The organism is uncultured Polaribacter sp. (genome assembly GCF_947503855.1).
Taxonomy (GTDB): Bacteria; Bacteroidota; Bacteroidia; order Flavobacteriales; family Flavobacteriaceae; genus Polaribacter.
In genome coordinates, this window is record NZ_CANNFF010000002.1 from 119,470 (window position 1) to 137,481 (window position 18,012).

Below are 18,012 nucleotides of genomic sequence, written 5' to 3' on the forward strand. Positions count from 1 at the left end.
ATTTTTTAAAAAGCTCGTTAGAAATAACGAGCTTTTTATATATACAATCTAATGTCAGATTAAGCGCAATAAAATCTAAATTAAATATATTTATGAAATACAGACAATTAACAAAAGAGCAATTTGAAAGTTTACACCAAGAATTTGCTCGTTTTTTAGCGAGTCAAAATATAGATGCAACCGAATGGAAACAAATTAAAGAAGAAAAACCAAACGTTGCAGAAGATGAAATGAATGTGTTTTCTGATGTTGTTTGGGATGATGTATTAGATAAAACAAAATATTTAGAGCACTTTTCTAAAACATCAGCCAATTTGTTTAAATGCGAAAATGAAGAAATACACAGAATTGCTATTCAAGTAAATTGGGATATTAATCTATTAGAACAAGAAGGTTTTGAGTGGTTACTTAAAAACCCAATGGACAATTCAGTAGAGGTTTTTAGAGGAACAAAACCCTACAATCAATCTGACAGAAATGCAGAATTATTTGATTTAATTGAAAAAGGAAGTGCTATTTCTAAAGGAGAAATCTACGAGTATTTCAATCAATTGATATCTTAATCAAAATTATATATCAAATAATATTTTTCCTAAAAATTCAATTATTTTACATAAAATTTATTAAATCTTAACTTTTTTTTAAAAATTACTTTATTTAAGCTAATATTGTATTCATTAATTATTAAAATAAAAATGAAAAAGAAATTAAATGTTTTATTGATTGAGGATAATCTAATCGAAATTATGAAAATGAAACGTACAATTTCGTTTCTTAAATTAAATCATAAACTCCAAGAGGCAAAAAATGGGGAAGAAGCTCTAGAAATCTTAAAGGATAAAAATAACTTTCCTGATATAATTTTGTTAGATTTAAACATGCCTAAAATAAGTGGTATCGAATTTTTATCTATAATGAAAGAGAATGAAGATTTAAGGCATATTCCTGTTATCATTCTAACAACTTCAGATAATAAAAAAGATTTAACAGAGTGCTTTAAAATAGGCGTTTCTGGCTACATTTTAAAACCATTAAAATATGATGACTACGTATTTAAAATTGAAAAAGTTTTAAGTTATTGGAGCTTAAACGAATTAAAAAAAGACTAAGTATGAAAGGCATTGTTTTTACAGAATTTTTAGATATGGTAGAAGATAAATTTGGTTTAGAAATGGTTGATAAAATTATTATAAACACTAATTTAAAATCTGAAGGAGTTTATACATCTATAGGAACATATAGTTTTTCTGAAATGTTACAATTATTACAACATCTTAGTAAATACACAGATATTTCTATAGATAACTTACTTTTAATCTATGGAGAACATTTCTTTTCAGTAATAGAAAATAGCTACCCAGGTCTTTTAGCAACTTATAAAGATCCTATAGAAATGCTTTCATCTATTGAAAATCATATACATGTTGAAGTATTAAAAATTTACCCAGATGCAGAATTACCTACCTTTCTTGTAGAAGAAAAATCTGAAATATCGTTAATTATGGTCTATAAATCTAGTAGAGCAATGCATCATTTTGGACTAGGGTTAATGAACAAAACTTTCGAACATTTTAATACCACTGCAACGATTCAGTTAGAAAAAATTAAAGAAGATGGTACAGAGGTTAGATTTACAGTTATTAAAAATTAATGGATAGTAACAAAGTAGAAATATTAGAACGTGCATTAAAACGAGAAAAAGCAGCTAGAAAAGCAGCCGAAAAAATATTAGAAGAAAAATCTAGAGATTTATACCTATTATCAGAAGAGTTAAAAACACTCTTAAATGAAAAATCTTTTTTATTAAAAGGTTTATTTGATACTATAAATGATGCCTATTTAGTTATTGACTTAAAAGGCAATATTTTAGAAATGAATAAAGTAGCTTTTAAGGTAATTAACAGCGACTTAAAAAAAGAAAAAATTAATATTAAAGACTTAGTTTACAAAGATGATATTGACTATGTAGAAGATTTTTTTAAAACCTTACACAAAGAGGGCTCTACAGATGCATACACACTAAGAATTTTAACGAAATCTAAAGAAATAATGTGGTTGCAAGTAAAAGGAACTTTGTTATTTAATAATGAAAACAAACCTATTGCAGCACAAGCTATAATTAGAGATATAACTAAAGAAAAAAAAGCATCCGATTTATTAGTTGAATCAGAAAACAGACTGTCTTCTATAATAATGAATTTAGATAAAGCAGTTTTGTTAGAAGATGAGAATCGAAAAATAGTACTAACAAATCAAAAATTTTGCGACCTTTTTAATATACCTGTTTCTCCTAATTTAATGATAGGACAAGATTGTTCTAATGCTGCAGAACAAAGTAAAGAACTCTTTAAAAAACCAGAAGATTTTGTAAACAAACTATCAGAAATTTTACAAAAAAAAGAAAAAGTTTTAGCAGACGAATTAGTGATGAAAAACGGTACAATCTTAGAAAGAGATTTTATACCTATTGTAAGCGATATGAAATATAAAGGACATCTTTGGACATATAAAGATGTTACATTAAAAAAACAATATAATAAAAGTTTAGAAACACAAAAAGAAAAGTACAGTAACATTATAGCAAACATGAACCTTGGTTTAATGGAGGTAAACAATCAAGATGAAATTTTAATGATAAATCACAGTTTTGCTAAAATGTCTGGTTACTCAGAAAAAGAGTTAATTGGTAAAAAAGGAATTGAGGTCTTTCTTGATTTTGTTGATGCTGAAACTTTACATAAAGAAAGTTTAAAAAGAATTAAAGGAAAATCTAATTCTTACGAATTAAAAGTAAAAAATAAGAAAGGAGATATTAAACATTGGTTGGTTAGTGGAGCTCCTAACTATAATTTAAAAGGAGAAACTATTGGTTCTATTGGGATTCATTTAGATATTACACCACTAAAAACCTTGCAATTTCAAAAAGAAAATATTTTAAAAGAATTAGAGCAAAAAAATAAAGACTTAAACGAATATGCTCATATTGTTTCTCATGATTTAAAATCACCTTTAAGAAGTATTGATGCTTTGGTTTCTTGGATTAAAATGGATAATGCAGATATGTTTGATGATGTAACCCTGCAAAACTTTAATTTAATTTCAAAAACATTAGAAACTATGGAAAAAATTATTTCTGATGTATTAGAATATTCTAGCGCTGGCGCAAATACAAGTAAACAGGAAATTGTAAATCTTAATAAAACATTAAATAATTTAAAAAAGGTACTATTTATACCAGAAAATATTTCATTAAACGTGTTAACTAAATTGCCTGTAATTGTAGGTGATGATATAAAATTTCAACAGTTATTTCAAAATCTCATAGGTAATGCAATTAAATTTTCTGATAAAGAAAAAGGGATTGTAGAAATTGACTGTGTAGAAAAATCAACATATTATCAATTTTCAATTAAAGATAACGGAATGGGTATCGAAAAAAAATATCATGATAAAATATTTAAAGCTTTTCATTCTTTAAATAAAAGTGAAGATTCCTCTGGAATTGGATTGTCAATCGTTAGAAAAATAATCGATTTATACAAAGGGAAAATCTGGTTGGAAAGTGAGCCAAATGTAGGTACTACTTTTTATTTTACTCTAAAAAAATAAGATGGAAAAACCTAATTTAATATATATAAACCAATTGGCAAGAGGAGATAACTCTATAAAAAACGAATTGATAAATATTATTAAAACAGAGTTTCCAGAAGAAAAAAAATATTATTTTGAGAGTTTACAACAAAATAATTTTAAAAAAATAGCAGAAAATGTTCATAGACTTAAACATAAAATTAGTATTTTAGGGCTTAGTAATAGTTACAAAATAGCTAAAGAGTTTGAACATAATCTTCGCGAGCAAAGCTTAGAAAGAAAACAAGATTTTGAGAAAATTTTAATAGCAATTACACATTATATAGAAACCTTATAACTTTTATGAATTGTATCATTATAGATGATGAAAAAATGGCAAGGTCTATTTTAAAAACCTTATGTAATGAAATTAAATTACTTACTGTAATTGGAGAATATTCTAATGCAATAGAAGCGATAAAGTTTCTAAATGATAACAAGGTAGATTTAATTTTTTTAGATATTCATATGCCAGATTTTAATGGTTTTGATTTTGTAGAAACTCTTAAATATAAAACAAAAGTTGTTTTAATTACCTCTGATGACCAACTTGCTATAAAAGCTTTTAAATATTTAAATATTGTTGATTATTTATTAAAACCACTTTCTTTAGATTCTCTAGAAAAATCTATAGAAAAAATAAAAATGTTGGATGTTGATTCAAATACAGGTTCTAAAACTTTAGAAAAAAAGAAAAATCATGTATCAGATTATATTTTTGTAAATATTAATCATAGGTTAATTAGATTAACAATAAATGAAATAAATATAATTAAGTCTGATAAAAACTATATTTTAATTACAACAGATACTGAAACTCATAAAGTGAATATTTCTCTAAAAAAAATTCAACAAAGACTACCGTTAAAAAGCTTTTTTAGAGTACATAAATCATATATAGTTAATTTGAATAAAATTGTAGATATAGAGGATCGTACAATTGTTATTCAAAAAAATGTAGTACCAATTGGAAATAAATATTGGATGAATTTAAAAAATCGTCTTAACCTAATTTAATTAGGTACGATTCTTTATTTTTAATTCACACAATATCATATTGCAAATACCAAATTGTACTTAATCGCTACAAATAACTATTTCATCATTTATTATGTATCGTTCATACTTTGAAGGCGTTTTTTTTAAAATGAAAAAAATATATTTGTCATGTTATTATAAACACAACAAATTAAAAGTTCTTTAATAGTATTATAATTGATTTCATTTTATTTCCCCCCGGTCATAAAGTCCCCCATTTTTTTTTAATTCAAATTATAATTTATTAATCTACTTTTAAAAATAATAATTTACTATTAAGGGGTTAGTAGTATTTTTCTAAGGCAACTTATTTATAAGTTGCCTTTTTACTTTTCTTATATATTTAAAATTTTTTTTTATTTTCTTATATTTAAAAATATTTAATTAAATTTTATTGTATGATAAATTTAAAGCTCTTAGAATTTTTTGAAAGTTTTTTAACAGAGAAAAGAAAAAACCTTTTTAAAACTGTTTTAGAAAATAGAACAAGACATTTTACAGTCGTTTTAGAAGATATTTATCAGCCACATAATGCAAGTGCTGTGGTTAGAACTTGCGATATTTTTGGTGTTCAAGACATTTACACCATAGAAAACAAATACAATAACAAAGTCTCTAGACATGTAGCTAAAGGTTCTCAAAAATGGTTAAATCATTTTAGATATAAAAGTGATGGCGATAATACCAAAGAATGTTTAAGTAATCTAAAATCAAAAGGATATCAGATCATAGCAACAACGCCCCACAACGATTCTTGCTTATTGCAAAATTTTGATGTTTCTAAAAAATCGGCATTTGTATTTGGGGTAGAAGCAGCCGGTGTTTCTGATTATGTTTTAGAAAATGCAGATGGTTTTTTAAAAATTCCTATGGTAGGTTTTACAGAAAGCTTAAATATTTCTGTCGCTGCTGCAATTATTTTACAAGACGTAACTACAAAACTTCGAAAATCTGAATTAGAATGGCAACTATCAGCAGAAGAAAAAGAAATTTTGTATTTTGATTGGGTTAAAAAGTCGATTAAAAATGCAGCTAAAATAGAAGAACGTTTTTATGTAAACTTGTAATTATAAGTAAAAAAATGATATATATATTATAAAAAAAATAGAGGTTTTACTTACTTTTTTAACTGAATTTCTTTTGGCAAAAACTAGAAAATACAAATTTAAAGACTTTTAAAAAGGAACGTTCAGTAAATCAAAATAATACGTAAATTAGATTGCTGTAGCTAAAATAGATACCAATAATTTTTTTTAAAACGTCAGTGATTTTCAACAGACAAGGTTTCAATAAAAAAAATGCAGCTTGTTAATTCACCATTATTTTTTCAATGGTAGCAATAGAATCGCAACGTTTTACTAATAAATTTATATTTTCTAACTCTTTTTTTCCTGTGATATAATAATCTGCACAAGGTTTTTGTCTTGGCTTGCTTTTTCCAAAATCAACATCGCCATTTTTTAATATGGTATTCACCTTTAAAGTATCAATATCAAAGTTTCTCATCACATTTTTTGCATTTTCTGAGTAGGCTATTTTTCTAACTCGAATTGTTTTTAGTGTTCTTGCATCCATACCATAATCGAAAGTCGCATTTTTTTTCTGCCAAAAAAAATATACTCCAATAGAGCCGATAGATAAACCAATTAAATAGTAGAAAATTCTTTTTGTAAGCATTGTGATAATTTGAAAGGCAAAGATACTTTTTAAATATAGAAAGCGCCTTATAAAATTAACAAATTAATATCTCTAAAAGGTAAATCGAACCAGTCTGCTACAGTTTTGTTGGTTAAAACACCATGATAAAAATACATGCCATTTCTTAAGCTTTTATCAAAACGCGCTGTGTTTTCAAAACCACCTTCTTCTGCAATGTTAAGTAAATATGGTGTAAAAATATTACTAATAGAAACAGAGGCAGTTCTAGAATAACGTGCAGGAATATTGGGTACACAATAATGAATAACCCCATGTTTTACAAAAGTAGGTGTTTTATGTGTTGTTATGTTAGAGGTTTCAAAACAGCCTCCTCTATCTATAGCAACATCTACTACTACTGAACCTTCTTTCATTTTTTCTATCATTTCTTCTGTAGCGCAAATAGGACTTCTATTTTTACCTCGAACGGCTCCTATAGCAACATCGCAACGCATTAAAGCTTTTAAAATAGACTTTGGTTGTAATGTGCTAGTGTAAATTGGCGCATTTAAGCAATCTTGTAACTTTCTTAATTTGCTTATAGAATTATCAAATACTTTAACTCTTGCACCTAAACCAATGGCTGTTTTTGCAGCATATTCGCCAACCGTACCTGCACCAAAAATTACAACACTTGTTGGGGGTACACCACCAATATTACCAAAAAGTAAACCATTTCCTTTATTTAAACCGCTCATTAATTCGCCAGCAATTAAAATAGAGGCAGTACCAGCAATTTCGCTTAACGATTTTACAATCGGGTAAGAATCATGGTCGTCTTTGATGTAATCAAAAGCAATGGCAGTAATTTTTTTCTTTGATAAGCTTTCAAAATATTGTTTAGATTGTGTTTTTAATTGTAAAGAAGAAATTAAAATAGTTTTCGGATTTATATATTCGATTTCTTTTTCTGTAGGAGGTGCTACCTTTAAGACAATATTACATTTAAAGGCTTCTTCTATGTTGTAAGAAATTTTTGCACCATTATCAGAATATTCTTTATCTGTAAAACTTGCACCATCTCCTGCACCTGTTTCTATAACAACTCTATGCCCATTAGAAGTTAAAGCACCTACAGCATCTGGTGTTAAACAAACACGTTTTTCGCTTAAATAAGTTTCTTTTGGCAAGCCAATAAACAATTCTCCTTTTTGTTTTTTAATTTCTAGCATTTCTTCTTGAGGTAGCAAATCTTTTTTGCTAAATGGAGAATAAGAACTCATAGGTTGTTTATTTTAGTTGAATATTACGTTGTCCATCTTCTAAAACTGATAAATGAATTTCAACAGCTTCTAAAGGTAATAAATTTTCCACATTTTCTGGCCATTCTATCAAACACCAATTATTATTGTAAAAATAATCGTCAATACCCATATCTAAAGCTTCTTCTTCCTCTTCAATTCTATAAAAATCAAAATGAAAAATGCTTTCATTATTTTTTGTTTGATATTCATTTACCAATGAAAAAGTAGGAGAGGAGATGTTATCTAAAACACCTAGCTGTTTGCAGATTTCTTTGATTAAAGTGGTTTTACCTACACCCATTTCTCCATAAAACAATAGCGTTTTATTTTTTACAGAGGCAATTACTGCAGTTGCAATTTCTGATAGGTTTTCTAATGAATAGCTTTTGTACATTTGGCAAAAATACTTAAAATCTAATTGACTTTTTAAATAGTAATAGGTGTTTTGATGTTACTAAAAACTGCAAATTATTTTCCATCATACCTATAATTCTCTATAATTTTAAAATCGAACAAACAATCTTCTAAAACTTGACCAGATCTAATAATATATAACTAAATACCGTTTTTGGTCTTTAGATTTTTTATTTCGGACTATAAACAGCACAAGGAATAATTACTTCTTCTAAAGAAACACCACCATGTTGATACGTGTTTTTGTAATATTTTACAAAGTGATTAAAATTATTAGGATATGCAAAAAACAAGTCTTCTTTAGCAAAAATAAAAGGTGCATTCATAGCTATAGTAGGTAAAAAAATATCTTTTGGATTTCTAACAGCATACACATCTTTTTCTTCGTAAGACAAACTTCTACCTGTTTTATAACGCAGGTTAGAGCTAATGTTTTTATCGCCAATTACTTTTGTTGGGCTTTTACAATTAATAGTACCATGATCTGTAGTGATAATTAATTTTTGTCCTAGACTTTGTGCTTTCTGAATAATTTCAAACAAAGGCGAGTTTTTAAACCAACTTAACGTTAAACTTCTGTACGCTTTATCATCACCAGCCAATTCTTTAATCACTTCCATTTCTGTTTTAGAGTGCGATAAAATATCAACAAAGTTATACACCACAGCAGTTAAATCGTTTTGTTTGGTGCCATTATAGTTGTCTGCTAATTCTTTTCCGTTTTTAAGTGATGATATTTTATAATATTCGTGTTTAATATCTAAACCTAAACGTTTTATTTGTGCCGATAAAAACTCATTTTCATACAAGTTCATACCACCTTCATCGGTATCGTTTTTCCAATATTGTGGGTATTTTTTTTCCATCTCAGATGGCATCAATCCAGAAAAAATAGCATTTCTAGCATATTGTGTAGCTGTTGGTAAAATAGAAAAATAAGTATTTTCTACTTCTTTTTTATAATGATTGTTAATCAAAGGTTCTAAAATACGGTATTGGTCATAACGTAAATTATCTATTACAACCCATAAAACACCTTGATCTTTGCTTAATTCTGGTAATACATAATCTTTAAATAATGTGTGTGAAAATGTTGGTTTGTTATGTGCCGTTAAATAATCTTCATAATTTTTTTTCATGAATTTAAAAAACTGAGAATTGGCTTCTTGTTTTTGGCTTTCTAAAATCCCCAACATCCCTGCGTCACTAATATTTTCTAATTCCAGTTCCCAGTGAATTAGTTTTCTATACAATTCAATCCAATCTTCGTAAGAATTTACCATGGCCAAATCCATAGAAATTTTTCTAAATTCTTGTTGATAATTAGAGGTTGTTTTTTCAGAAACCAGCCTAGAATTGTCTAGATTCTTTTTTAAACTTAATAAAATCTGATTCGGGTTTACAGGTTTTATTAAATAATCTGCAATTTTAGAGCCAATTGCTTCCTCCATAATATATTCTTCTTCACTTTTGGTAATCATTACCACTGGTAAATTGGCTTGTTTTTGTTTTATTTCAGATAAAGTTTCTAAACCTGTTAAACCAGGCATGTTTTCATCTAAAAAAACAATATCAAAATTTTCTTCTGCTACTAAATTTATGGCATCTGCACCATTTGTACAGGTAGTTACCTTGTAGTTTTTTAATTCTAAAAATAAAATATGTGGCTTTAACAACTCAATTTCATCATCTACCCATAATATCTGTATGCTCATTTGTATTTTGTATTTATTTTTTAACGTTAAAATTATAGTTTTGTTACTTTTTTAAGGTTTTTAAAATGATAAAATATTGCCAATTTTATAAATACCTAGAAATCACTTATATTTTAAATTAAATTAGCGAATACTTATATTAAAAAATTAGAAACCATATTAATAAAATAAATAGTTGCAAATTCTTTGTTTTATATTGTATTTTGCAATAAGATTGATAAATATTTTTAAATTTTGAAGAAAAAACAAGCCAATAAACTTAAAATATTAAACGACCCCATTTACGGTTTTATTCAAATTCCGAATTCATTAATTTTTGATATTATAGAACACCCATATTTTCAACGTTTAAGGAGAATTACGCAGATGGGTTTTTCAAATTTAGTGTATCCAGGAGCAAACCATACCAGATTTCATCATGCAATTGGTTGTATGCATTTAATGCAAAAAGTAATTACCGTTTTGCGTTTTAAACAAGTAGCCATTTCTAAAGAAGAAGAAAATGCCTTGTATATTGCTATTTTGTTGCACGATATTGGTCATGGTGCTTTTTCTCATGCCCTAGAACACAGCATTGTAAATGGTATTTCTCACGAAGAGATTTCTTTAAGATTTATGAAAGAATTAAATAAAGAATTTGGAGGGAAATTAACCTTAGCGATAGAAATTTTTGAAGGTAAAAATCCACGTAAATTTTTATACCAATTAATTTCTAGTCAGCTAGATATAGACCGATTAGATTATTTAAAAAGAGACAGTTTTTATACAGGTGTTACAGAAGGTAATATTTCATCAGACAGATTAATAGCTATGATGAATATAAAAAACGACGAATTAGTTTTAGAGAAAAAAGGAATTTATTCTGTAGAAAAATTTTTAATTGCCAGAAGGTTAATGTATTGGCAAGTATATTTACATAAAACAGGTTTGGTAGCAGAAAATATTTTGGTAAATGTTTTAAAAAGAGCAAAAGAATTGGCAGAAAAAGGAGAGGAGTTATATGCAAGTTCTTCTTTAAAATACTTTTTACAAAACCCAATAACTGCCAATAATTTTACTGAAAAAACTTTAGAAATGTTCTCTAAATTAGACGATTTTGATGTGCTTTCGGCTATCAAAGAGTGGGTGCATCATAAAGATAAAGTACTATCTTTATTGTCAAAAATGATTGTAGATAGAAAATTATTACGTATCGAAATTCAAAAGAATAATTTCGAAGCAAGTTATATTCAAAAAAAGCAAGATTATGCAGTGAAGAAACTTCAAATTTTAAAAGAAGATGCTCATTATTTTGTTTTTCATCAACAAATAAGTAATCAAGCATATAATTTAAAGAGTCCAATTTTAATTTTAAATAAAAAAGGACAGTTAAAAGATATTGCAAAAGCATCAGATCAATTAAACATAGAGGCTTTAACAATCCCAGTAGTTAAACATTTTATTTGCTATCCAAAATAGCAGGATATTAGCCAAAACCGTATTATTTTTATATTTTTGCAATTGATGAAATTTAAAGCACAACAAATAGCGGATATTTTAGAAGGTGATGTCGTTGGAAATCCTGAAGAAGAAGTATCTAAACTTTCTAAAATAGAAGAAGGAGAAAAAGGTTCGTTAACCTTTTTATCAAATCCAAAGTACAACGCATATTTGTATACAACAAATGCCTCAATTGCAATTGTAAATAAAAGTTTTGTACCAGAAAAGGAAATACAAACTACTTTAATAAAAGTAGATAATGCCTATCAATCTTTTTCTAAACTATTAGAGTTTTATAACGATGTAAAAAACAATAAAATAGGTAGAGAACAACCAAGTTTTATAGCAGATTCTGCTGTAATTGGTAGTAAAGAATATATAGGTGCATTTGCTTATGTTGGTGAAAACGTTAAATTAGGAGACAATGTAAAAATATATCCTAATTCTTATATTGGAGATAATACAGTAATTGGTAATAATACTGTAATTTTTTCTGGTGTAAAAATATATTCAGAAACAGTTATTGGCGCTAATTGCAAAATACATTCAGGCGCAATTATTGGTGCAGATGGTTTTGGTTTTGCACCCGATGAAAATGGAGCATACAAAGCAATACCACAAATTGGTAATGTAATAATAGAAGATAATGTAGATATTGGCTCAGCATCTACCATAGATAGAGCAACATTAGGATCTACAATTATTAGAAAAGGGGTAAAGTTAGACAATCAAATACAGATTGCCCACAATGTAGAAGTTGGAGAAAACACAGTAATAGCCTCACAAACAGGTATTGCAGGTTCTACTAAAATAGGTAAAAACTGTATGATTGCTGGTCAAGTAGGTGTTTCAGGCCATTTAAAAATTGGCGACAATGTTAAAGTTTTAGCACAAGCTGGAATTTCTAAAAACATAAAAGACAATCAAATTGTAAATGGTACACCAGCTTTTAAAGTACAAGACTACAATAAAAGCTATGTATACTTCAAAAATTTACCAAAATTAGTTACTAAAATAAATCAACTAGAAAAAGATATTAATACTCAAAAAAACAATAATGAGTAAGAAACAAAAAACCATAAAACAACAAGTAAGTTTATCTGGTGTTGGCTTACATACAGGTAATACAGTTACAATGACATTTAAACCTGCTCCAGCAAACCACGGTTTTGCATTTAGTAGAGTAGATTTAGAAGGCATACCTACCATAGAAGCTAGAGCAGAATATGTAGTAAACACCCAAAGAGGAACTAACTTAGAAAAAAACGGTGTTCAAATACAAACTTCAGAGCACGTGCTAGCAGCAGCTGTAGGTTTAGATATAGACAATTTATTAATAGAAATAAATGCTTCTGAACCTCCAATTATGGACGGATCTTCTAAATATTTTATAGAAGCTTTAGAAAAAGCAGGTATAGAAGAGCAAGAAGTTGAAATAGAAGAATACGTAGTCAAAGAAATTATTTCTTACAAAGACGATGTTTCTGGTAGCGAAATTATCCTAATGCCATCAAACAAATATCAAGTTACAACAATGGTAGATTTTGGGACTAAAATATTAGGTACGCAAAATGCTACTTTAGAAACTATGGTAGATTTTAAAGATGAAATTGCAGATGCTAGAACTTTTAGTTTTTTACATGAAATAGAAATGCTTTTAGAAAACGATTTGATAAAAGGTGGAGATTTAAATAATGCTATAGTGTATGTAGATAAAGAATTATCAGAAAATACTATGCAAAAATTAAAGAAAGCCTTTAATAAAGATGATATAGCAGTTAAATCTAATGGTATTTTAGACAATTTAACTTTACATTGGGCAAATGAAGCTGCTAGACATAAATTATTAGATGTTATTGGTGATTTAGCATTAGTGGGTACAAGAATAAGAGGTAAAGTAATTGCCAACAAACCAGGCCATTTAGTAAATACTTTATTTGCTAAAAAACTAGCAAAAATTATCAAACAAGAAAAAAGAAATAACGTTCCAAAATACGATTTAGACCTTCCTCCATTATTAGACATTCACCAAATAATGGACATTCTACCTCACAGACCCCCATTTTTATTGGTAGACAGAATTATAGAACTTTCTGATAAGCATGTTGTGGGTATGAAAAATGTAACAATGAATGAGGATTTCTTTGTAGGGCATTTCCCAGGATCTCCAGTAATGCCAGGTGTGTTACAAGTAGAAGCCATGGCACAATGTGGTGGGATTTTAGTACTGAGTACAGTGCCAGATCCAGAAAATTACTTAACTTATTTTATGAAAATGGATAATGTTAAGTTCAAGCAAAAAGTGTTGCCTGGAGATACTTTAATATTTAAAGCAGAGTTAATCACACCTATAAGAAGAGGAATTTGTCACATGCAAGCTTATGCTTATGCTAATTGTAAATTAGTTGCAGAAGCAGAATTAATGGCGCAAATTGCTAAAAAGAAATAATTATGAATCAACCATTAGCATACGTTCATCCGCAAGCAAAAATTGCTAGAAATGTTGTAATAGAACCATTTACAACTATACACAATAATGTAGAAATTGGTTCTGGTACTTGGATAGGATCTAACGTAACCATTATGGAAGGTGCTAGAATTGGTAAAAATTGTAGAATTTTTCCAGGTGCTGTTATTTCTGGTATACCACAAGATTTAAAGTTTGATGACGAAGAAACAACTGTAGTTATTGGTGATAATGTTACCATTAGAGAATGTGTAACTATTAACAGAGGTACGTCAGACAGAATGAAAACAGTTATCGGAAATAATTGTTTAATCATGGCATATTGCCATATTGCACACGATTGTTACGTAGGCGATAATTGTATTTTCTCAAACAATTCAACATTAGCAGGCCATGTTACTATTGGAGATAATGTGGTTTTAGCAGGTATGGTTGCTGTACATCAATTTGCTTCTGTAGGTAAACATGCTTTTGTTACAGGAGGTTCTTTAGTTAGAAAAGATGTACCACCTTATGTAAAAGCCGCAAGAGAACCTTTATCATATGTAGGTATTAATTCTGTTGGTTTAAGAAGACGTGGTTATACCACAGATAAAATTAGAGAAATACAAAATATATATAGAATATTATTTCAAAAAAACTACAATTACTCGCAAGCAATTCAGATTATAGAAGCAGAAATGGAGGCAACTTCAGAAAGAGACGAAATTGTACAGTTTATAAAAGACTCTCATAGAGGAATAATGAAAGGATATTTTAATTCAAACTAAAATTACATTTAAAATAACAATATATAAATGGCAACAACATCAGACATTAGAAACGGATTGTGTATTAGATACAATAATGATATTTATAAAATAGTAGAATTTTTACACGTAAAACCAGGAAAAGGACCTGCTTTTGTAAGAACAAAATTAAAAAGTGTAACCAATGGTAAAGTTATAGACAATACATTTCCTGCAGGTAGAAAAATTGATGAAGTTAGAGTAGAAACACACAAGTTTCAATTTTTATACCATGATGGTGAATTTTATCATTTTATGAATGAGGCTGATTACACGCAAATTCGTTTGTTAGAAGCTGCTTTAGATACTCCAGAATTAATGAAAGAAGGTGAAATTGTAACAATTATTATCAATTCTGAAGATAATATGCCACTTTCTGTAGAAATGCCAGCCAGTGTTATTTTAGAAGTTACGCATACAGAGCCTGGTGTTAAAGGTAACACAGCAACCAATGCAACAAAACCTGCAACAGTAGAAACTGGTGCAACCGTAAATGTACCTTTATTTATAAATGAAGGTGATAAAATTAAGGTCGAAACTACCAAAGGTTCTTATCAAGAAAGAATTAAAGAGTAATTGTATCTGGTAATAGCATTTATAATTCAGTGAATACCTAATAACAAAAAGCTAATAGTTATTTAATGAAATTCAAAAAACCACAAACATTACAACAAATTGCTGCTTTGTTAAAAGTTGATTTTGTTGGTAATGCTAATTTTGAAATCTTAGGGATTAACGAAATTCATGTTGTAGAGAAAGGAGATATTGTTTTTGTAGATCATCCAAAATATTACGACAAAGCATTAAATTCTAATGCAACTATCATCCTAATTAATAAATCTGTAGCCTGTCCAGAAGGAAAATCATTATTAATTTCTGAAGATCCTTTTAGAGATTTTAATAAAATAACCAATCATTTCAATCCATTTATTGCCTCAAAAGCAAGTATTTCAGATTCTGCAAAAATAGGAGAGAATACTATAATACAGCCAAATGTCTTTATAGGAAATAATGTAAATATTGGTAAAAACTGTATTATACATTCTAATGTAAGTATTTATGATAATTCTGTAATAGGTAATAATGTAACTATACACGCAAATACTGTTTTGGGTGCAGATGCATTCTATTATAAAAATAGGCCAGAAGGTTTTGATAAACTATTATCTGGTGGAAGAGTGGTTTTAGAAGATCATGTAGATTTAGGAGCTTCTTGTACTATAGACAAGGGGGTAACAGGAGACACTACCATAAAAGCAGGTACAAAAATAGACAACCAAGTGCATGTTGGCCATGATACTGTAATAGGTAAAAAATGCTTAATAGCATCGCAAACAGGTATTGCAGGTTGTGTAATTATAGAAGATGAAGTAACTATTTGGGGACAAGTTGGAACCAATAGTGGCATAACTATAGGGAAAGGCGCTGTTATTTTAGGACAAACTGGTGTTACAAAATCGGTTCCAGGAAATAAAACTTATTTTGGTACGCCAATTTCTGAATCTAGAAAAAAATTAAAAGAAATGGCAGAAATTAAACGTTTCTTAAAAGATAGAAATCATTAAAATTATAATTTAACTTTTTATAAAGAATTTTACAATAAGAAAAACTATATTTTCTTTTTTAAAAACAATCAATAAGTTATTTTTGCATAGAATAAAATTAATCGAACTCCATTTATTTCTTTTTTAGAAATTCAATATAAAATGGGCTTAAAAACAAACCAATGAGTGTTTTAGTAAATAAAAATTCAAAAATAATAGTACAAGGTTTTACAGGTAGCGAAGGTACTTTTCATGCAGGTCAAATGATAGATTATGGTACCAATGTTGTTGGTGGAGTTACTCCAGGTAAAGGAGGCCAAGAACACTTAGGAAAACCTGTTTTTAACACAGTTGTAGATGCTGTAGAAAAAGTACAAGCAGATACTTCTATTATTTTTGTACCACCTGCTTTTGCTGCAGATGCAATAATGGAGTCTGCAGATGCAGGTATTAAAGTAATTATTTGTATTACAGAAGGTATACCAACTGCAGATATGGTAAAGGTTAAAGCTTACATTGCAGATAAAGACTGTAGATTAGTTGGTCCAAATTGCCCAGGTGTAATCACACCAGATGAAGCTAAAGTTGGTATTATGCCTGGTTTTATCTTTAAAAAAGGTAAAGTAGGTATTGTGTCTAAATCTGGTACATTGACTTATGAGGCTGCAGACCAAGTTGTAAAACAAGGTTATGGTATTACTACCGCAATTGGTATTGGCGGTGATCCAATTATTGGAACTACAACAAAAGAAGCTGTAGAAATGTTAATGAATGATGACGAAACTGAAGCAATTGTAATGATTGGTGAAATTGGTGGAAACTTAGAAGCAGAAGCTGCACAATGGATAAAAGCAGACGGAAATAAAAAGCCAGTTGTTGGTTTTATTGCAGGACAAACTGCTCCAGCTGGAAGAACAATGGGACATGCTGGTGCAATAGTTGGAGGTGCAGATGATACAGCACAAGCAAAAATGAAAATTTTAGCAGCAAATGGCGTACACGTTGTAAGTTCTCCAGCAAAAATTGGCGAAATGGTTGCAAGTGTTTTAAAATAACTAATATTAGATTATAACAAACCAAATAAATTCCCGTGAAAACGGGAATTTCTTTTTTATATTTGAAAATCAACTAAATAGTACATTATGAAATTATTAGAAAATAAATCTGCAATTGTTACAGGAGCAACTAGAGGAATTGGTAAAAGTATTGCAGTAGAATTTGCTAAACAAGGTGCAAATGTTGCATTTACATATAACGCTTCTGTAGATGCTGCAAAAGCTTTAGAAAAAGAACTTACCTCTTATGGTGTAACTGCAAAAGGATATCAATCTAATGCTGCAGATTTTAATGCTGCACAAGAATTAGCTAAAGAAGTACAAAAACAATTTGGAAGCATAGATATTTTAGTAAATAATGCTGGTATTACAAAAGATAACTTGTTAATGCGTATTTCTGAAGAAGATTTTGATAAAGTGATAGAAGTAAACTTAAAATCTGTTTTTAACTTAACAAAAGCAGTCATAAGACCAATGATGAAACAAAGAGCAGGTTCTATTATTAATATGAGTTCTGTAGTTGGTTTAAAAGGAAATGCAGGACAAGCAAATTATGCAGCATCAAAAGCTGGTATTGTTGGTTTTTCTAAGTCTGTAGCTCTAGAATTAGGCTCTAGAAACGTAAGAAGCAACGTAATTGCACCAGGCTTTATAGAAACAGAAATGACAGCAAAATTAGATGAAGCTACTGTGCAATCTTGGAGAGATGGAATCCCTTTGAAAAGGGGAGGACAACCTATAGATATAGCAAACGCATGTGTGTTTTTAGCTTCTGATATGAGTGCTTACATTACCGGGCAAACTATATCTGTAGATGGTGGTATGTTAACGTAAAAACATATTTATAATTATAACTAAAGTTATAAACCTACAATAAAATTAACGTTGTAGGTTTTCTTTTTTAGGATAGTTATTTATATCTTTCACACAAATAAAAAAC

19 protein-coding genes are annotated in these 18,012 nt (G+C 28.5%); 15 read left to right on the top strand and 4 right to left on the bottom strand.

Annotated features, from left to right (window positions below):
• Window positions 1-92 precede the first annotated feature (92 nt).
• The 7 genes from Q0662_RS01965 (at window position 93) to Q0662_RS01995 (ending at window position 5,735) form a co-directional block, all read left to right on the top strand.
• Window positions 93-563, top strand: coding sequence for a DUF6495 family protein (locus Q0662_RS01965; RefSeq protein ID WP_298946649.1), 471 nt, complete (start codon window positions 93-95; stop codon window positions 561-563).
• Between the two features lie 132 nt (window positions 564-695).
• Window positions 696-1,109 (top strand): response regulator, encoded by a 414-nt coding sequence (locus Q0662_RS01970; protein WP_298946651.1) that lies wholly within the window; start codon window positions 696-698, stop codon window positions 1,107-1,109.
• Between the two features lie 2 nt (window positions 1,110-1,111).
• Window positions 1,112-1,651: a heme NO-binding domain-containing protein gene (locus Q0662_RS01975; protein WP_298946653.1), complete on the top strand. Its 540-nt coding sequence runs from the start codon at window positions 1,112-1,114 to the stop codon at window positions 1,649-1,651.
• On the top strand, window positions 1,651-3,609 hold the full coding sequence (locus tag Q0662_RS01980) for a PAS domain S-box protein (RefSeq protein ID WP_298946655.1): 1,959 nt from the start codon (window positions 1,651-1,653) through the stop codon (window positions 3,607-3,609). Before Q0662_RS01975 ends, Q0662_RS01980 begins: the two co-directional genes overlap by 1 nt.
• 1 nt (window position 3,610) lies before the next feature.
• A complete protein-coding gene (locus Q0662_RS01985) occupies window positions 3,611-3,928 on the top strand; it encodes an Hpt domain-containing protein (RefSeq protein ID WP_298946657.1) in 318 nt (105 codons plus the stop codon).
• A 5-nt stretch (window positions 3,929-3,933) separates the two neighbouring features.
• On the top strand, window positions 3,934-4,647 hold the full coding sequence (locus tag Q0662_RS01990; RefSeq protein WP_298946659.1) for a LytTR family DNA-binding domain-containing protein: 714 nt from the start codon (window positions 3,934-3,936) through the stop codon (window positions 4,645-4,647).
• A gap of 419 nt (window positions 4,648-5,066) precedes the next feature.
• Window positions 5,067-5,735, top strand: coding sequence for an RNA methyltransferase (locus Q0662_RS01995; RefSeq protein ID WP_298946661.1), 669 nt, complete (start codon window positions 5,067-5,069; stop codon window positions 5,733-5,735).
• A 241-nt stretch (window positions 5,736-5,976) separates the two neighbouring features.
• Here Q0662_RS01995 and Q0662_RS02000 read toward each other — a convergent pair whose 3' ends face one another.
• From Q0662_RS02000 to Q0662_RS02015, 4 genes are all read right to left on the bottom strand, one after another.
• A complete protein-coding gene (locus Q0662_RS02000; RefSeq protein ID WP_298946663.1) occupies window positions 5,977-6,345 on the bottom strand; it encodes a DUF4258 domain-containing protein in 369 nt (122 codons plus the stop codon).
• Window positions 6,346-6,392: 47 nt separating this feature from the next.
• Window positions 6,393-7,589 carry an alanine dehydrogenase gene (locus Q0662_RS02005; protein WP_298946664.1) on the bottom strand — a complete coding sequence of 399 codons (1,197 nt, stop codon included), beginning with the start codon at window positions 7,587-7,589 and terminating at the stop codon, window positions 6,393-6,395.
• A gap of 7 nt (window positions 7,590-7,596) precedes the next feature.
• The gene (gene tsaE, locus Q0662_RS02010; protein ID WP_298946665.1) at window positions 7,597-8,004 is read right to left on the bottom strand and encodes a tRNA (adenosine(37)-N6)-threonylcarbamoyltransferase complex ATPase subunit type 1 TsaE; all 408 of its coding nucleotides are present in this window, start codon (window positions 8,002-8,004) and stop codon (window positions 7,597-7,599) included.
• Between the two features lie 190 nt (window positions 8,005-8,194).
• Window positions 8,195-9,739, bottom strand: a complete 1,545-nt coding sequence (locus Q0662_RS02015) for a response regulator (protein ID WP_298946668.1) — start codon at window positions 9,737-9,739, stop codon at window positions 8,195-8,197.
• 234 nt (window positions 9,740-9,973) lie between these two features.
• Between Q0662_RS02015 and Q0662_RS02020 the strand changes: the two genes are divergently transcribed.
• From Q0662_RS02020 to fabG, 8 genes are all read left to right on the top strand, one after another.
• Entirely contained in the window at window positions 9,974-11,197 is a 1,224-nt protein-coding gene (locus Q0662_RS02020; RefSeq protein ID WP_298946671.1) for an HD domain-containing protein, read from the top strand.
• A gap of 45 nt (window positions 11,198-11,242) precedes the next feature.
• Window positions 11,243-12,283 carry a UDP-3-O-(3-hydroxymyristoyl)glucosamine N-acyltransferase gene (gene lpxD / locus Q0662_RS02025; protein ID WP_298946673.1) on the top strand — a complete coding sequence of 347 codons (1,041 nt, stop codon included), beginning with the start codon at window positions 11,243-11,245 and terminating at the stop codon, window positions 12,281-12,283.
• The gene (locus Q0662_RS02030; protein ID WP_298946675.1) at window positions 12,276-13,667 is read left to right on the top strand and encodes a bifunctional UDP-3-O-[3-hydroxymyristoyl] N-acetylglucosamine deacetylase/3-hydroxyacyl-ACP dehydratase; all 1,392 of its coding nucleotides are present in this window, start codon (window positions 12,276-12,278) and stop codon (window positions 13,665-13,667) included. Before lpxD ends, Q0662_RS02030 begins: the two co-directional genes overlap by 8 nt.
• Window positions 13,668-13,669: 2 nt before the next feature.
• The gene (gene lpxA, locus Q0662_RS02035; RefSeq protein ID WP_298946678.1) at window positions 13,670-14,455 is read left to right on the top strand and encodes an acyl-ACP--UDP-N-acetylglucosamine O-acyltransferase; all 786 of its coding nucleotides are present in this window, start codon (window positions 13,670-13,672) and stop codon (window positions 14,453-14,455) included.
• A 27-nt stretch (window positions 14,456-14,482) separates the two neighbouring features.
• Entirely contained in the window at window positions 14,483-15,049 is a 567-nt protein-coding gene (efp, locus tag Q0662_RS02040) for an elongation factor P (RefSeq protein WP_298946680.1), read from the top strand.
• Between the two features lie 65 nt (window positions 15,050-15,114).
• Entirely contained in the window at window positions 15,115-16,038 is a 924-nt protein-coding gene (locus tag Q0662_RS02045) for a UDP-3-O-(3-hydroxymyristoyl)glucosamine N-acyltransferase (RefSeq protein ID WP_298946682.1), read from the top strand.
• A 161-nt stretch (window positions 16,039-16,199) separates the two neighbouring features.
• Window positions 16,200-17,072: a succinate--CoA ligase subunit alpha gene (gene sucD, locus Q0662_RS02050; RefSeq protein ID WP_298946685.1), complete on the top strand. Its 873-nt coding sequence runs from the start codon at window positions 16,200-16,202 to the stop codon at window positions 17,070-17,072.
• Window positions 17,073-17,159: 87 nt separating this feature from the next.
• Window positions 17,160-17,906, top strand: coding sequence for a 3-oxoacyl-[acyl-carrier-protein] reductase (gene fabG, locus Q0662_RS02055; RefSeq protein ID WP_298946686.1), 747 nt, complete (start codon window positions 17,160-17,162; stop codon window positions 17,904-17,906).
• The last annotated feature ends 106 nt before the right edge of the window (window positions 17,907-18,012 follow it).

Coding starts and splice junctions, on each gene's coding strand:
- Q0662_RS01965 (WP_298946649.1), top strand. CDS start 93: ATGAAATACAGACAATTAACAAAAGAGCAATTTGAAAGTTTACACCAA.
- Q0662_RS01970 (WP_298946651.1), top strand. CDS start 696: ATGAAAAAGAAATTAAATGTTTTATTGATTGAGGATAATCTAATCGAA.
- Q0662_RS01975 (WP_298946653.1), top strand. CDS start 1,112: ATGAAAGGCATTGTTTTTACAGAATTTTTAGATATGGTAGAAGATAAA.
- Q0662_RS01980 (WP_298946655.1), top strand. CDS start 1,651: ATGGATAGTAACAAAGTAGAAATATTAGAACGTGCATTAAAACGAGAA.
- Q0662_RS01985 (WP_298946657.1), top strand. CDS start 3,611: ATGGAAAAACCTAATTTAATATATATAAACCAATTGGCAAGAGGAGAT.
- Q0662_RS01990 (WP_298946659.1), top strand. CDS start 3,934: ATGAATTGTATCATTATAGATGATGAAAAAATGGCAAGGTCTATTTTA.
- Q0662_RS01995 (WP_298946661.1), top strand. CDS start 5,067: ATGATAAATTTAAAGCTCTTAGAATTTTTTGAAAGTTTTTTAACAGAG.
- Q0662_RS02000 (WP_298946663.1), bottom strand. CDS start 6,345: ATGCTTACAAAAAGAATTTTCTACTATTTAATTGGTTTATCTATCGGC.
- Q0662_RS02005 (WP_298946664.1), bottom strand. CDS start 7,589: ATGAGTTCTTATTCTCCATTTAGCAAAAAAGATTTGCTACCTCAAGAA.
- tsaE (WP_298946665.1), bottom strand. CDS start 8,004: ATGTACAAAAGCTATTCATTAGAAAACCTATCAGAAATTGCAACTGCA.
- Q0662_RS02015 (WP_298946668.1), bottom strand. CDS start 9,739: ATGAGCATACAGATATTATGGGTAGATGATGAAATTGAGTTGTTAAAG.
- lpxD (WP_298946673.1), top strand. CDS start 11,243: ATGAAATTTAAAGCACAACAAATAGCGGATATTTTAGAAGGTGATGTC.
- Q0662_RS02030 (WP_298946675.1), top strand. CDS start 12,276: ATGAGTAAGAAACAAAAAACCATAAAACAACAAGTAAGTTTATCTGGT.
- lpxA (WP_298946678.1), top strand. CDS start 13,670: ATGAATCAACCATTAGCATACGTTCATCCGCAAGCAAAAATTGCTAGA.
- efp (WP_298946680.1), top strand. CDS start 14,483: ATGGCAACAACATCAGACATTAGAAACGGATTGTGTATTAGATACAAT.
- Q0662_RS02045 (WP_298946682.1), top strand. CDS start 15,115: ATGAAATTCAAAAAACCACAAACATTACAACAAATTGCTGCTTTGTTA.
- sucD (WP_298946685.1), top strand. CDS start 16,200: ATGAGTGTTTTAGTAAATAAAAATTCAAAAATAATAGTACAAGGTTTT.
- fabG (WP_298946686.1), top strand. CDS start 17,160: ATGAAATTATTAGAAAATAAATCTGCAATTGTTACAGGAGCAACTAGA.